This is a genomic window from Geomonas diazotrophica, from assembly GCF_019063885.1.
In the GTDB taxonomy this organism is placed as follows: domain Bacteria; phylum Desulfobacterota; class Desulfuromonadia; order Geobacterales; family Geobacteraceae; genus Geomonas; species Geomonas diazotrophica.
The window spans coordinates 1870009-1885008 of the sequence record NZ_CP077684.1 but is presented as its reverse complement, the minus strand read 5'-3'; the positions used below and the strand labels follow the sequence as shown (position 1 = coordinate 1885008).

The 15000-nt window shown below is 62.3% G+C and carries 10 protein-coding genes; 2 read left to right on the top strand and 8 right to left on the bottom strand.

What is annotated here, in order from left to right; translation table 11 throughout:
• Positions 1–21: 21 nt before the first annotated feature.
• The 7 genes from trpC to trpE all read right to left on the bottom strand — a co-directional run bounded on the left by trpC (position 22) and on the right by trpE (position 9182).
• Positions 22–822, bottom strand: coding sequence for an indole-3-glycerol phosphate synthase TrpC (trpC, locus tag KP003_RS08220; protein ID WP_216497951.1), 801 nt, complete (start codon positions 820–822; stop codon positions 22–24).
• Between the two features lie 3 nt (positions 823–825).
• A complete protein-coding gene (trpD, locus tag KP003_RS08215) occupies positions 826–1884 on the bottom strand; it encodes an anthranilate phosphoribosyltransferase (RefSeq protein ID WP_216791499.1) in 1059 nt (352 codons plus the stop codon).
• A 148-nt stretch (positions 1885–2032) separates the two neighbouring features.
• Positions 2033–2602, bottom strand: coding sequence for an anthranilate synthase component II (locus KP003_RS08210; protein ID WP_216791497.1), 570 nt, complete (start codon positions 2600–2602; stop codon positions 2033–2035).
• A gap of 231 nt (positions 2603–2833) precedes the next feature.
• Complete coding sequence (locus KP003_RS08205) at positions 2834–3280, bottom strand: response regulator (protein WP_216497954.1); 447 nt, start codon at positions 3278–3280, stop codon at positions 2834–2836.
• 73 nt (positions 3281–3353) lie between these two features.
• Positions 3354–5234: an ATP-binding protein gene (locus tag KP003_RS08200; RefSeq protein WP_216791496.1), complete on the bottom strand. Its 1881-nt coding sequence runs from the start codon at positions 5232–5234 to the stop codon at positions 3354–3356.
• A 33-nt stretch (positions 5235–5267) separates the two neighbouring features.
• Positions 5268–7313 (bottom strand): response regulator, encoded by a 2046-nt coding sequence (locus tag KP003_RS08195; RefSeq protein WP_216497957.1) that lies wholly within the window; start codon positions 7311–7313, stop codon positions 5268–5270.
• A gap of 393 nt (positions 7314–7706) precedes the next feature.
• Positions 7707–9182, bottom strand: a complete 1476-nt coding sequence (gene trpE, locus KP003_RS08190; protein WP_216497958.1) for an anthranilate synthase component I — start codon at positions 9180–9182, stop codon at positions 7707–7709.
• Between the two features lie 134 nt (positions 9183–9316).
• Between trpE and KP003_RS08185 the strand changes: the two genes are divergently transcribed.
• Together KP003_RS08185 and htpG are read left to right on the top strand one after the other, a co-directional pair.
• A complete protein-coding gene (locus KP003_RS08185; RefSeq protein WP_216791494.1) occupies positions 9317–10378 on the top strand; it encodes a 3'-5' exonuclease family protein in 1062 nt (353 codons plus the stop codon).
• Between the two features lie 214 nt (positions 10379–10592).
• A complete protein-coding gene (gene htpG, locus KP003_RS08180; RefSeq protein ID WP_217300586.1) occupies positions 10593–12527 on the top strand; it encodes a molecular chaperone HtpG in 1935 nt (644 codons plus the stop codon).
• A gap of 142 nt (positions 12528–12669) precedes the next feature.
• On the opposite strand, the gene KP003_RS08175 is transcribed toward htpG, so the two are convergent.
• The gene (locus tag KP003_RS08175) at positions 12670–14928 is read right to left on the bottom strand and encodes a PAS domain-containing protein (RefSeq protein ID WP_216791491.1); all 2259 of its coding nucleotides are present in this window, start codon (positions 14926–14928) and stop codon (positions 12670–12672) included.
• Positions 14929–15000: the final 72 nt, after the last annotated feature.

Here is a 15000-nt window from a genome sequence, read left to right as displayed (position 1 = left end):
CATTGGATTTAGCGCTGCCCTCTACCCCAGCAGCTCGCTTAGTTTGGCCCCCACGTCCGGCTCGCGCATCATGGACTCGCCGATCAGGAAGGCGTGCAACCCCTTCTCGGTGAGGCGCACGATCTCGGAGCGGGTGTTGATGCCGCTCTCGGCGACGATGATCCTGCCGGCCGGGATCCGGGCCGCCAGGCGTTCCGATGTCGCAATATCCACCTGGAAGGTGCGCAGGTCGCGGTTGTTGATGCCGATCATGCTGCAGTCGGTCTGCAGCGCCATCTCCAGCTCCTTCTCGTCGTGCACCTCGAGGAGCACGTCCATGGAGAGTTCTTTAGCAAGGCAGTGGAAATCGCGCAACTGCGGCACGTCGAGCATGGCGGCGATGAGCAGGATGGCGTCTGCGCCGGCGGCCCGGGCCTGGTAGATCTGGTAGGGATCGAAGATGAAATCCTTGCGCAAAAGCGGCAGCGAGACCTGCTCGCGGATCAGCGCCAGGTAGCTTAGGTGCCCCATGAAGAAGTGCTCGTCGGTGAGTACGGAGAGGCAGGTGGCGCCGTTGTCCTGGTAGGTGATCGCGATCTGCAGCGGGTCGAAGTCCGCCCTGATCAGTCCCTTGGAGGGGGAGCCCTTTTTCACCTCAGCGATGATGGGGGTCCAGCCGGAGCCAAGCGCGTTGAGGATGGCGTTCTGGAAACCGCGCGGGGTGTCTTCGAGGTCGGCCAAGCGGTCCATGATCTCGTTCAGCGGAACCGCACGCATGGCGGCCTCGAGCTCGCCCTGCTTGTAGTCGACTATCTTTCTGAGTACGTCGGGTACCTGGGTCATCTGCTATTGCACCTCGTTGGTCAGGGCCACCAGCCGTTCCAGTTGCTTCAGGCTGCGCCCGGAGTCGATGGTCTCGGCGGCAAGCCTGATCCCTTCATTGATGTCGGCAGCCTTGCCGGTGGCCACGAGGGCGAAGGCCGCGTTCAAAAGGACTATGCGCCGTTTGGCGCCGTCCTTGCCGGAGAGGATCTCCCTGACGATGACCGCGTTGCCCTGGGCGTCGCCGCCGTGCAGTTCGGCAAGCGGCGCGCGCTCCAGCCCGAACTGCTCGGGGGTGACCTTGTACACCTTGACCCCGTCGGCGCTGACCTCGGCGATGGTGCTTTCTCCGGTCAGGGTCACCTCGTCCATGCCGTCGCTGCCGTGCACCACGTAGCCGCGGCGGCAGCCGAGCTTTTTCAACACCTGCGCCAGCTTCTCGACCAGCTCCTCGCGATAGACCCCCAGGACCTGGCAGTCCGCGCCGGCCGGGTTGGTGAGCGGGCCCAGGATGTTGAAGATGGTGCGGACGCCGATCTCGCGACGGGGGCCGATGGCGTGTTTCATGGCGCCGTGAAGCGCGGGGGCGAACAGGAAGCCGATGCCGATCTCGGAGATGCAGCGTTCCACCGTTTCGGGGGTGACGTCGAGGTTGACGCCCAGCGCCTCGAGGACGTCGGCGGAACCGCAGGAGGAGGAGACGGCGCGGTTGCCGTGCTTGGCGACCTTGACGCCGCAGGCGGAAACGATGAAGGCGACGGTGGTGGAGATGTTGAAGGAGTTGGTGCCGGAACCGCCGGTGCCGCAGGTATCGAGGATGGTCTCGCGGTCGAGGTTGATGTCGTCGCGGTCGATGCCGAGGACGCTCTTGCCGACCCGGATGGGAAGGGCTCTATCGCGCATGACCCGTGCCGCACCGGTGATCTCGTCGACGGTCTCTCCCTTCATCCTGAGGGCGGTGATGAAGGCGGCGATCTGGGCCGGGGTCGCCCCGCCGGACATGATCTGGTCCATCACCTCGATCATCTCCGCCTCGCTGAGGTTCTCCCGCTCCACGACGCGTGCAATGGCCCTACGAATCATAGCAACTCCTTCCAAACGGAATTCAAAGAAACAAAGGTAAAAGGGTGTCGGGTGCCCTAAGGGCGGATGAGGGATGTCCTGCACGCTTGGCGCGGATGCCGGCGCCCTCACACTAACCCTCTCCCGGGGAGAGAGGGAACTGTCAGCACTACCTGGACATCTTCAAGAAGTTCCTCAAAAGATCCATCCCCCCCTCGGTGAGGATCGACTCCGGGTGGAACTGCACCCCCCAGATGGGGAGCGTGCGGTGCCGCATTCCCATGATCTCCCCCTCTGCGACCCAGGCGGTTATCTCCAACTCGGCCGGAAGCGTGTCGCGTTCCACGATGAGGGAGTGGTAACGGGTCGCGGCAAACGGGTTCGGGAGCCCCTCGAAGAGCCCCTTGCCGTCGTGCAGTATCGGCGATGTCTTGCCGTGCATCAGCGTCGCGCTCTTGACGATAGTGCCGCCGAAGGCGTACCCGATGGACTGGTGACCAAGGCAGACGCCAAGGATGGGGATCTTGCCGGCGAAATGGCGGATGACCTCGACCGAGATGCCAGCCTCCGCCGGAGAGCAGGGACCGGGGGAGATGACGATACGATCGGGGGCAAGAGCCTCGATCTCGGTGATGGTGATCTTGTCGTTGCGATAGACCTTGACCTCCTCACCCAACTCGCCCAAATACTGCACGATGTTGTAGGTGAAGGAGTCGTAGTTGTCGATCATGAGGAGCATAGCTGGGACCCGCCGCAGTCGGGGAGCCGGCAGGAAAGCGCCGGGAACCCCACTCATTTGCTGTAAATTTGAAAGAGGAAAATATAAAGGTTTCGCGCCCAAAACTCAAGAAAATCCGACAGGAAAAGCATAAAAAGGGGTGACATACCGGGGCCCGGAAGGAGAAAAACGGCATTACCCCAGCGGCATGGGAGGAAACATTTGTCCTGGTCAAAACAATATTTACCGAGGCTAGCTCGTTGGACGCCTGTTCCAGGCGAGCCAATAGAAGCCAAGGTCGCGCAGCAGGTTGCTGAAGGAGTCGAAATCGACCGGTTTGGTAAGGTAGGAGTTGGCGTAGTGATCATAGGCCTGGGCCAGATCGCGCTCCGCGGCTGAGGTGGTCAGTATCACGACCGGAATGGATTTGAGTTGATCCGATCCCTTCACCTGCTTCAGCACCTCGATGCCGTCGACCTTGGGGAGACGCAGGTCCAGGAGCACCAGGTGCGGGCGGGGATAGGCAGTTGCGTCAGCGAACCGGCCGCGGTTGTTGAGATAGTCCAGGGCGGCTTCTCCGTCCTCGACGTGGAACAGGCGGTTGACCAGTCCTGCATCGCTCAGGTTGCGCATCGCCAGTTCGGCGTGGTCGGGGTTGTCCTCGACGAGCAGGATACACAACGGTTCGCCTTCTATCATATTTCGCTCCTTTCAACGGGGGCCGGATGCATAGGGAGAGTTCATCGTACCCTCTGCATCCCATTCACCCCCTTCATCCCTGTTTGTTCGGGTCGGGAGGGCGGGTGCCCAGCGTGAAGCAGAAGGTGCTCCCCTGCCCCGCTCCTTCCGATTCCACCCAAAGCTTTCCGCCATGAAACTCAACAATGCGCCGCGCGAGGGCCAGGCCGATCCCGGTCCCTTCCGAGCGCGCGTCCAACTGGTTGAAGAGCCCGAAGATCGTTTCGTGGTACTGGGCCGCCACCCCGACGCCGTTGTCCCGCACCGTGAACACCGGCCCATCCGCCCCCTCGCGCACACCGATGTCGATGCGGGGCTTATGCTGCTCTCCCCTGTACTTGATGGCGTTCTCCACGAGGTTTTGGAGCACCTCACCGATGCGGGGCTGGTCCCCCCACACCCTGGGGAGGTCAGGCTGCAGCACCACCTCCACGCCGGCCTGCTGGATGGGCCCGGAAAGCTGGCCAAGCACGTCCCCTGCCAGATGGTTCATGTCGATGAGCGAGGGGGCGTTGACGATCCGTCCGATGCGTGAAAGTTCGAGCAGGTCGCCCAAAAGGGCGGACATCTTGTCGGCAGCCCCCATGATGCGACGCACATCGCCGTCGAGCCTCTGCAGGTTACCGCCCTCGATGTCCTTCAGCACCGCGCCGGCGAACCCCTTGATGGTGATGAGCGGGCTCTTTAGGTCGTGGGATACGGTGTAGGTGAAGCGCTCCAGCTCGGCGTTCTTCGCCTCCAGCTCCGCTTCGCGCTCCACGCGCTCGCGCACTTCCTTCTCCAAAAGTTCGGCCTGCTCATGCAGGGCCTGGCTGGCGAGCTTGCGGTCGGTGATGTCGCGGTTACTGCCGCGGATACCGTTTTCCGCACCGCTTGAGGTATAGACCAGCCGGCAGACGTGGGCGATCCAGCGCACCTCGCCGTCCTTCCTGATGATGCGGAAGTCCAGGGGCTTTGGGGTGCCGCGGAATGAGTCGCTGACGTGGCTTTGGTAGTGCTGCAGGTCTTCGGGGTGGACGATGCGGTGCAAAAGGTCGGGATCGGCGTAAAACTCCTCCCGGCTGTAGCCGGAAAGCTCCTCGCAGGAGGGTGATACGTAACGGAAGGCGTGGTCCGGCCCCTGCCAGTACTCCCAACCCTCCGTGTAGTCCGCCACGGTCCGGTAACGCTCCTCGCGCTCCTCGATCACGCGCGCGCTGCGGCTGAGAACACGCGCCCCGGTGCCGATCAGCCCCACCCCCAGGAGCCAGATGAAGCCGTGGCTCACCGCTGCCCCGGTAATCACGTCGCCCATCACCGCCGCATCAACCTCCAGCGGCACCGAGGCGCTGACCCCGCCCCTGATGACACCGACACGGTATCCCTGGGCGGCGTGGCACTTAAGACAGGGGGTGTCGGTCACGAAGGGGCGCATCAGCCTCATGTAGGGGCGGCCGCCCATCTCCTGTACCTCGCTCACCTCCTTCACCCCGGTCTCGAAGAGCTTTAACGCCTTGGCCTCCCACGGGTCGGGCAGGTTTTCCGGCCGGATCGGCTTGAGGCTCGTGATGTGACCGCGCACCAGGTTCTTCTGGCTGTCGGCGAGCTCGAACACCTGCCGGGTCATGTAGGCCGGGTTCACCAGCGTCAACGCCTTCCCCGATGGGGTGGTGACGTCGCGCTCCGGAATATGGTTCAGGTAAGGGTTTGGAGGACTGAGGTCGGAGGCGGGAACGTAGACCCCGCCATGCAGCGTGGCCCAGCGCCGGTACAGGGTGTCTTTCTCGAAGGTGGCACGCGCCTCGGCGCGGGCGATGGCCAGCACCGTCTGCTGCTCTCCGCGGTAGAACCAGTAGAAGGAGAAAGCGATCCCCGCGCTCCAGAAAAGCACGAGGACCAGGGCGAAGCGGCGTATCTTGTGGAACTGGGTGACCATGCCGGCTATCTCTCCATGCGGATCCGGTCCCGGCTAGGGCCGGTCCAGCATCTCCCGAATCTTTTTCAAAAGCACCATGGGCTTGACCGGTTTCATCACCAGTTCGGCGCCTTCGTCGAGGTCGCTCCTGCTGCGAATGATGTCTGCCGTGTAGCCGCTGGTGAAAAGGATCCTGGCGTCTGGACGATACTCCCGGATGGTCTCGGCGGCCTCCTTGCCGTTCATGACCGGCATGATGATGTCCATGAGCACCAGCTTGATCTGCGGGTTTTCCTTGAACCTCTGTACCGCCTCGAGGCCGTTGGCGGCATGGATGATGTCGTAGCCGTATTGCCTGAGAATCGACGCCACCAGGTCGAGGACATGCAGATCGTCCTCAGCGACCAGTATCGTTTCGGTCCCCCGCACCTCCGGTTCCACTGACGGCAGACTTTTCTCCGGCTCGGCGGCGCTGATGGCGGGGAGGTAGATCCTGAAGGTGCTGCCGATGCCCGGCTCGCTGTAGACGTTCACGAACCCTTTGTGCTGCGTGACGATGCCGTAGACGATGGCGAGTCCCAGCCCGGTCCCCTTGCCGACGACCTTGGTGGTGAAGAAGGGATCGAATATCTTCTTGCGGGTGGCCTCGTCCATCCCCTCGCCGGTGTCGGAGAGGGTGAGCAGGGCGTACTGGCCCGGCGTGCCGAAACCGTGGGCGTGCACGAACGCCTGGTCAATCTCCTGACGTTCCGTCTCGACGAAGAGCTTGCCCCCCTTGGGCATGGCGTCTCGGGCGTTGGCGGCCAGGTTCATCAGTACCTGTTCAATCTGCCCGCTGTCGACGATGGCCCAGAGCGACCCTTCAGCAAGCGAGGTGGTGAGGGCTATATCCTCGCCGATGATGCGGCGCAGGAATTTCTCGACTCCCCGTACGATGTCGTTCAGGTTCGCGGGAGCGGCCTTCACCTCCCCCTTGCGGCTGAAGGCGAGCAGGCTGCGGGTGAGGTTCGCGGCCCGGTCCGCCGCCGCCGAGATCTGCATCACCTTGTCGCGGACCGGGCTCCCCTCGGCCAGGTCCAGTTTGAGCAGCTCGCAGTACCCGCCGATCACGGTGAGGATGTTGTTGAAGTCGTGGGCGACCCCGCCGGCCAGCACCCCCACCGCCTCCAGCTTCTGCGAGTGGCGCAGCTGCTCCTCGAGCTTCATGCGCTCGGTGATGTCGAGGGCGACGGCCAGAAGTCGCTCGCGGCCGTCCACGGTGATCCGTTGGCAGTAGTACTCCCCCTTGAGGGTCCGGCCGTCCTTGGCATGCAGGGTGACCACCATTCCGGTGACCTGACCGTCCTCATCCAGCTTGTCGATCAAGGCCTTGCGATCAAGGGGGCTGATCCAACCAAGCGAAGTGGAGGTGCGCCCCAGCACCTCGTCCCTGCCGTAGCCGGAGAGTTCCACGAACTTCCTGTTCACGTCGAGAAAGACTCCCTCCTCAATGTCGGTGATCACCATGATGAGCGGCGCGCTGTCGAAGGCCTTGTGGAACTTTTCCTCGCTAAGACGCAGGGTCTCCTGGGCCAGCTTCCGGTCCGCGATCTCCTTTTTCAGGAGCAGCGCCTGTTCCTGCAGGGCCTCCTGGGCCAACTGCCGCTCGCTCACCTCGTGTTCGAGCCGATGGCTTTGCAGCTTGAGAGCCTCCGCCGCCCGCTTGTGTTCCAGCATGTGGTCCCATTCCCGCAGGGCACGTTCGACGATGCGGGGCATGGCATCGAAGACCTCCGGCATCTTCACCACGTAGTCGATGGCGCCGGACTTCATCGCCTCCACCGCCACCTGCTCGCTGCCGTGGGAGGTCATCATCACCACCGGCGCTATGTTCGCGGAATGCGCCACCAGGTCCCCCCCCTTGCCGTCGGGAAGGAGGTAATCGGTGAGCACGATATCGTAATCCAGGCTGCGGATGCGTTCCACCGCTTCCTTCACCGTTGCGGCGACGGTCAGCTCGTACTGGCCGGACAGGTCGCTGAACCCCCGCCGGATCAACTCCGCGTGGGCGTCATCGTCTTCGACTACAAGGATTTTCTTGACGGGGGTATAGGAGGCCATGCTTTCAACTCCTGCATCTTCTGTGTGACAAGTTCTCACAGCGGGCCGCTCAATTGCACAGCAAGGATTGTGCAGTGGCAACGCAAGGAACCAAACATTCGATCGAGGAAAAATTTTACAATAATTTACCCGTTAGTCTGCTGTTCGATAGTATTTTTAAAATTAAATTCAACCAATACAACGCCAGATTTTGTCTCCTGTCCTCCTCTGACAGTCGGCAGCATGGGGAGTGAGGACTGCAACCACTAAACGAGAGACGCAGAAAGTAGTATTAAATTAATGAGTTTACGAAGGGAGTGAGAGGGGCGGACGCGGGGGGATAAAAAAGGGCGCGCGGAAAATCCGGGCGCCCTCTTCAAACGACGTGGGTAGCGGTACCAGGCGAAGCGGGTCTCAGTCCAGGCCGCGCTCGGCCATCTCTATGGCCTTGACCACGGCCTTGGCCTTGTTCACCGTCTCCACGTACTCGGCGGCGGGATCGGAGTCGGCGACGATGCCGGCGCCGGCCTGCAGGTGCACCTTACCGTCCTTGATCACCAGGGTCCTGATGGCGATGGCCATGTCCATGTTCCCGGAGAAGGAGAAGTATCCCACAGCGCCGCCGTAGACCTCGCGCCGCACCCCTTCCAGCTCGTCGATGATCTCCATGGCCCGCACCTTAGGGGCTCCGGAAAGGGTCCCGGCCGGGAAGGTGGCTCGCACCACGTCGAAGGCGTCGTGTCCAGGCGCCAGTTCCCCCTGCACGTTGGAGACGATGTGCATCACGTGCGAGTAGCGCTCGATCACCATGAGCTCGGAGACCTTGACGCTGCCGATCCTGCAGACTCGCCCGAGGTCGTTTCTCCCAAGGTCCACCAGCATGACGTGCTCGGCGCACTCCTTGGGGTCGGCCAGGAGGTCCTGGGCCAGTTCCTCGTCGGCGGCGGGAGTTGCCCCGCGCGGGCGGGTGCCGGCGATGGGCCGTAGTTCGACCAGCTCGCCCTCCTTGCGCACCATGACCTCGGGGGAGGCGCCCACCACCATGGTCTCGTCCAGGCGCAGGAAGAACATGTAGGGGGAAGGGTTCAAGGTGCGCAGGACCCGGTAGATGTCGAAGGGATCCACGGTGAGATCGCCGGAGAAGCGCTGGGAGAGCACCACCTGGATGATGTCACCGCTTCTGACGTATTCCTTGGCGCGGGTCACCCAGGACTCGAATTCCTCGCGCTTTACGTTGGATGCCAGCTCCACCTTCCCCTGGGCAGGCTTCTTCTGCGTGGCCGGCAGCGGCTTCTTGAGGCGCTCGATGAGTCCCTCGATCTTGCCCACCGCCTCGGCGTAGGCGGCCTCGGGTGTGCTGTTCCCGTCCAGGTGCGCGTTGGAAACGACCTTTATCTTCTGGCTCAGGCTGTCGAAGATGACGATGGTGTCGGTGATGATGAAGTAGGCGTCGTAGGTGTTGATGAGGCTCGGGTTCTGGTCCGGCAGCGTCTCGAAGTGGCGCACCGCGTCGTACCCCAGGTAGCCGACCGCGCCGCCGAAGAACCTCGGGATCCCTGCAACCTCGACCGGCTGATAGCGCGACATGTAATCCCGGACGTAGTTCAAGGGGTCGGAGACCTCCATGCGGCGCACCTCGCCCCCCTCGACGATCTCGACCCAGTTGTCCTTGCCGCGGATGACCACCGCCGGGGAGGAGCCGAGGAAGGTGTAGCGTCCCCACTTCTCGCCCCCCTCGATACTCTCCAGAAGGAATCCGAAGCGGCCGTCGTCGATCTTCTTGAAGGCCCCAACGGGGGTATCCAGGTCGGCCAGGATCTCACGGTAAACCGGGATCAGGTTGCCTTGTGCGGACAGGGTCTGGAACGTCGCGAAATCGGGGCAGTACATGGGGCTCCTTTTAGTGGCGTGCGAGGTGATCGGTACGGCTATCCCCTTGCGCGGAAAAGAGTTTTGGCCCGACCTTAGTAACATAACGATGAAAGGGTGTCAAGAAAGGGGGAGTCTGGTAGAATCTTGTGCTAATGAAAACACCTAAGACAGTGGTCATATTAAGGGAGCGGTTCTCGGCCTTCGCCCTGAAGGTTGTGGAGCTGATCGTACGTTTCAAGCGGGCGACCGAGAAGATGTTCCTCTCCTGGGAGAAATGGGTGAAACCGGAGGGGGACATCGCGCTGGAAAAGCTGGCCTCCCGCTTCCCGCGCTACCTCAATCCCCCCTCAGGCAGCGTGCGCTGCGGCGCCGGTTGGTACCCGCTGGTCTGGGACCTCTGCACCGCCATCGAGGCGATGGAGCACCTGGGGATGCCGAGGGTCGGTCATTTCAAGGCCGAAGAGAGGCTGGGTGGGCTCTTCGTCCGGATCGAATCCGGCTCCTTCATCGTCAAGGAGCTGGCAAGGGACGCAGAGCACAAGGCCGCCGCCGTCTGCTCTGAGTGCGGGGCACCCGGGTCGCTGCAGCTGGGGCACGGCTTCGCGAAAACCCTCTGCCCGGTTCACGCCAGGAAGCGGAAGCCGCAGAAGGCGAAAGCGGCACCCATCGCTCCGGAACTGGCCGCAGAAGAGCCGATGCTGCTGTTCCTGGACACCGAGTTCACCGATTTCGACTACCCGCAACTGATCAGCATCGCGCTGGTCTCAGCGAACGGCGAGAGCTTCTACGCAGAACTCGCCGACGGCTGGAGTCCCGAAGGGTGCTCGCCGTTTGTGACTGCCAACGTCTTGCCGCAGCTGACCGGTGGTGACTTTTTCCAGGAGCGGAACTACGCCAGGCGCAGGCTCGCCGAGTGGCTACACTCTTTCGTTGTCCCGGTACGGGTGGTATGCGACGCGCCGGGGTTTGACTGGGTGCTCATGGTGGACCTTTTGCACGACGACTTCCCGAAAAACCTCTACCCCGCACCGATCCACTACTACAGTGAGAGTTTCCCAGGGCTTTTCGAGCTGTTGCAGAAAGCCCACGCCGAGGCCTACAACGAGTTCCCGCCCCACCACGCCCTGCACGATGCCGAGGCCCTGCGCGAGGCCTGGGAGGTCATGAGGGAGCACCTGCACCCCGCCATACTCAAACAGTATCTGAAGCTTTAAGACCACACATCCCGGGCGGCCTTCCTTGTAGGGGCGAATAATTATTCGCCCAGCGCCGGTGCCTCTTCCTAGCGCGGGGGTACACGGTGAAACCATAGGCGGGCGAATGATTATTCGCCCCTACAGTTTTCTTAGCCGCTCCCCCTTGAAATTCCTCATCTCCGTGATTATGTTCCCACGACCATTCACTAAGACCAAAGGAGACCACCCAGACATGGCAAAAACCGTCAAGAAGTTCGAGACCGAGGTCCAGCAGCTTTTGGACCTGGTGATCCACTCCCTCTACTCCAACAAGGAAATCTTCCTCCGGGAGCTCATCTCCAACGCGTCTGACGCCATTGACAAGATAAAGTTCGAATCCCACTCCAACATGGAGCTGCTGGAAGGGAACGCGGAGTGGAAGATCAAGCTGCACGCCGACAAGGACGCCGGCACCCTCACCATCACCGACAACGGCATCGGCATGAGCATGGACGAGGTCGCCGACAACATCGGCACCATCGCCAAGTCGGGCACCAAGAACTTCGTGGCCGCCCTGAAGGAACAGAACCTCGCCGACAACCCGGAACTGATCGGCCAGTTCGGGGTCGGCTTCTACGCCTCCTTCATGGTGGCGGACAAGGTGGTCCTCACCACCCGCAGGGCTGGCGAGAAGCAGTACGGCTGCCGCTGGGAGTCCACCGGCGACGGCTCCTACACCATCGAGGAGTGTGAGAAGGAGACCCGCGGCACCGAGATCGTGCTGCACCTGAAAGACGAGATGAAGGAATTCCTGGACGAGTGGAAGATCCGCTCCATCGTCAAGAAGTACTCAGACTACGTGCAGTACCCGGTCGTGATGGACATCACCCGTTCCGAGCCGGTAAAGGACGCCGAGGGCAAGGTGATCGAGGGCGGCGGCACCATCGACAAGACCACCGAGGAGACCCTGAACTCCATGAAGGCGATCTGGACCCGCTCCAAGAGCGAGATCACCGAGGAGGAGTACGAGGAGTTCTACAAGCACATCTCCCACGACTACGACAAGCCGCTCTCCACCATCCACTACTCCGCCGAAGGGGTCAGCGAGTTCAAGGCCATCGTCTACATCCCGTCGCACAAGCCGTTCGACCTGTTCCTGCGCGACCACAAAAAGGGCGTCCACCTCTACGTGAAGCGGGTCTACATCACCGACAACTGCGAGGCGCTGCTCCCTGACTACCTCCGTTTCATCAAGGGGGTGGTCGACTCATCCGACCTGCCGCTCAACGTCTCCCGCGAGATCCTGCAGGAGGACGTGCAGATCAAGCGCATCCAGAAGTCCCTGGTGGGGAAGGTCCTTTCCACCCTCGCCGAGATGAAGGAGAAGAACTTCGACGACTACCTGAAGTTCTACGGCGAGTTCGGTCCGGTCCTGAAAGAAGGGATCCACTTCGACTACGCCAACAAGGAGAAGCTGCAGGAGCTGCTCCTCTTCGAGAGCTCCAAGACCGAGAAAGGGAAGTTCGTTTCCTTGAAGGAATACGTCGAGCGCATGCCCGAGGGGCAGAAGGAGATCTACTTTATCACCGGCATGTCCCGCGAGTCGGTAGAGAACTCCCCCTACATGGAGGCGCTGCGCAAGAAGGACTACGAGGTCCTCTACATGACCGACCCGGTCGACGAGTGGGTGGTGCAAGCGGTCAACCAGTACCAGGACAAGCACCTTAAGGCGATCGACAGGGGCGACCTCGAGCTCGACACCGAGGAGGAAAAAAAGGAGAAGGAGGCCAAGAAGGAGGAGGCCAAGAAGGAGTTCGGCGGTGTCATGGAGTACATCCAGGAGACCCTGAAGGACCGCGTCAAGGAGGTCCGCCTCTCCTCGCGCCTGACCGAGAGCGCCTGCTGCCTGGTGGCCGACGAGATGGGTCTCAACGCCAACATGGAGAAGATCCTGAAGGCGATGAACCAGGAGGTCCCGGAAGGGAAGCGGATCCTCGAGCTCAACCCGGAGCACCAGATCATGCAGGTCATGACCGCCATGTACGAGAAGGACAAGAACAATCCCAAGCTCGCCGACTACAGCGAGCTCCTCTTCGACCAGGCCCTCTTGACCGAGGGTTCCCCGATCAAGGACCCGCTGCGCTTCACCAGGCTGGTCAGCGAACTGATGGTGGTCGGCGGGAAATAGCGCCACTTGTCACCATGGAAAAAGCCGGGAGGGACGCGACCTCCAGGCTTTTTCGCCTGCAAAAGAACTGAAAAGGAGGGGCGTCCCCAAGGGGCGCCCCTCCTTTTTTGCCTCAACCTCAACCTCAACCTCAACCTCAACCTCAACCGTGCCCATCCCCCCCCAGCACCTCGGAGAGCTTCCGGCTCATCTCCATCATTTTGTAGGGCTTCTGAATGAAGCCGGAAAGGCCTCCCCCCGCGAACTTCAGGCTCACCTCCTGCTCGTTGTAGCCGCTGGACATGATCACCTTGACGTCGGGCTTCAGGGCACGCAGGATCCCGAAGGCCTGCTCCCCGTCCAGGTTGGGCATGGTCAGGTCGAGCAGGACGCAGACGATGTCGTCCATGCCCTTTTTGAAAATCTCCACCGCTTCGCGCCCGTCGCAAGCCAGCTTAACGCTGAAGCCCAGGGCCTTGAGCATGTCGCTCCCCAGAGCCCGGATGCTTTCCTCGTCGTCGGCGAGCAGCACCGTGCCGCTGCCGCGCCAAAGCGCCTGTTGCACGGGGGGATCGGGGCGGTCGGCCGCGCCGGCGATGCAGGGGAGCAGCAGCCTGAAATTGCTCCCCTTCCCTTTCTCGCTGTAGACCTTGATGGCACCCTTGTGCGCTCGCACGATGCCGAGGACCGCAGCCATGCCCAGCCCGCGGCCGGTGAACTTGGTGGTGAAGAAGGGGTCGAAGATCTTCGGAATGACCTCCCGGTCGATGCCGCACCCCGTGTCGGAAACCTCAAGCACCACGTAGCAACCTTCCGGGAGCCGGTCGTCGATCCAGGACTCCGAGAGGTAGGCGCGGTCGCATTCCATGGCCTTGGTGCCGATGGAAATGACCCCTGTCCCCTCCCCCATCGCCTCGGAGGCATTGATGACGAGGTTGAGGATCACCTGGCGCAACTGGGTGGCGTCGCCGCTGATCGCGGGGAGGTCCGGTGCGAAGTCGTAGCGAAGCTGCGCCTTCTTGGAGATGGACACCTCGAGCATCGGGCCCATGTCCTGTACCACCCTGTTCAGGTTCAGCTTCTCGATGACGAAGTTGCCCTTGCCGGAGTACGCCAGCATCTGGCGTGCCAGGTCGGCGGCGCGGCTGGCGGCCTGCTCGATCTGGACCAGGTTTTCACAGGCTGGCGAATCGGGTGGAACGCGCAGAAGTGCCAGGTCCGCGTTCCCCAGCACCACCATGAGGATGTTGTTGAAGTCGTGCGCGATTCCTCCCGCCAGCACCCCGAGGCTCTCCAGTTTCTGCACGTGGAGCATCTGGGCCTCTATCAGGCGTTTCTCCTGCTCCAGCTGTTTGCGCTCGGACATATCCACCGCGATGAACATCAGGTGGTGCTTCCCCTCGACGTCGAACCGCGACACGAAGCATTCGTATTCCAGTGGGGCACCGAACGTCGATGCACCCGATGCCTCCATGCTCCGGGTCTGCCCGTCGGCCAGGACCTGCTCCGCGAGTTGGCGGATCCCCATCGCCTCCCAGGAAGGGATCTGGCGGAAATTCTGCGCGAGCATCTGCTCGATGCTGGCACCTACCATGTTCGCCACGGCCTGGTTGGCCTTGACGCAGGCACCGCTCTCCCCCTCGTAAACCAGTATCCCGGTCGGAGACGAGGCCAGCAGCGATTCCAGCATCGCGAGCGCGCGGTCGCGCGCCTCCTCGATCCCTTTACGCTCGGTGATGTTGTCGTACACCCCGAGCACGCCGACCACCGCGCCGCTTTCGTCGCAAAGCGGGACCTTGGTGGTGTCCACCCAATAGCGCTCGCCATGGGCCTGCAACTGCTGCTCGATGATGTGGTACTTGGCGGTACCGCTGTCCATGACGACGCGGTCGTCGGCCCGATAGGCGTCACTCTCCTCCCGCAGCCAGGGGAGGTCGTAGTCGCCCTTGCCGCGGATCTCTTCGGGCCGCTCCAGGCCGGCGGCCCTGGCAAAGACGATGTTGCACCCCTCGTAGACGCTGTTCTTGTCTTTCCAAAAGACGAACTGCGGGATGGTGTCGATGATCTGGGCCAGCATGTTGCGCCCCTGCCGCAGTTCCTCCTCGGCCCGCTCCCGTACCGCGAGTTCCTGTTTCAGCTGCTCGTTGGCCCTGTGCAGTTCCTCGGTTCTCTCTGCGACCCTCAGTTCGAGCTCTTCCTTGGCGCGCCGCAGCTCCTCCTCGACCTGGGCCTGCTTGCGGGCCTTCACCTGTACGGTCTTGCCCAGGGCCAACGCAAGCAGGGCGAACAGGGCGACCGCCGCTGCCAGTTGCAGCCAGTCTCCCTGCCAGTGCAATCCCCCGGGAGCGAGCACGGCGGCGAAGCCGGGCGACAGGCGCTGCCAGGTTGAACTTCCGGATGCGGGTTGTGCGAGGTGTGTCATCTGCTCTCCTGCTGCCTGTAGTAGGCTCCCGTGGACAGGCGCAGTCCCTGGGGTGCGGCATGACGTGGAATG

Bases quoted from the DNA above. Each gene is read 5' to 3' on its own strand.
- KP003_RS08195 (WP_216497957.1), bottom strand. From the start codon at position 7,313: ATGGCCTCCTATACCCCCGTCAAGAAAATCCTTGTAGTCGAAGACGAT.
- trpD (WP_216791499.1), bottom strand. From the start codon at position 1,884: ATGATTCGTAGGGCCATTGCACGCGTCGTGGAGCGGGAGAACCTCAGC.
- KP003_RS08210 (WP_216791497.1), bottom strand. From the start codon at position 2,602: ATGCTCCTCATGATCGACAACTACGACTCCTTCACCTACAACATCGTG.
- trpE (WP_216497958.1), bottom strand. From the start codon at position 9,182: ATGTACTGCCCCGATTTCGCGACGTTCCAGACCCTGTCCGCACAAGGC.
- trpC (WP_216497951.1), bottom strand. From the start codon at position 822: ATGACCCAGGTACCCGACGTACTCAGAAAGATAGTCGACTACAAGCAG.
- KP003_RS08200 (WP_216791496.1), bottom strand. From the start codon at position 5,234: ATGGTCACCCAGTTCCACAAGATACGCCGCTTCGCCCTGGTCCTCGTG.
- KP003_RS08175 (WP_216791491.1), bottom strand. From the start codon at position 14,928: ATGACACACCTCGCACAACCCGCATCCGGAAGTTCAACCTGGCAGCGC.
- KP003_RS08205 (WP_216497954.1), bottom strand. From the start codon at position 3,280: ATGATAGAAGGCGAACCGTTGTGTATCCTGCTCGTCGAGGACAACCCC.
- KP003_RS08185 (WP_216791494.1), top strand. From the start codon at position 9,317: ATGAAAACACCTAAGACAGTGGTCATATTAAGGGAGCGGTTCTCGGCC.
- htpG (WP_217300586.1), top strand. From the start codon at position 10,593: ATGGCAAAAACCGTCAAGAAGTTCGAGACCGAGGTCCAGCAGCTTTTG.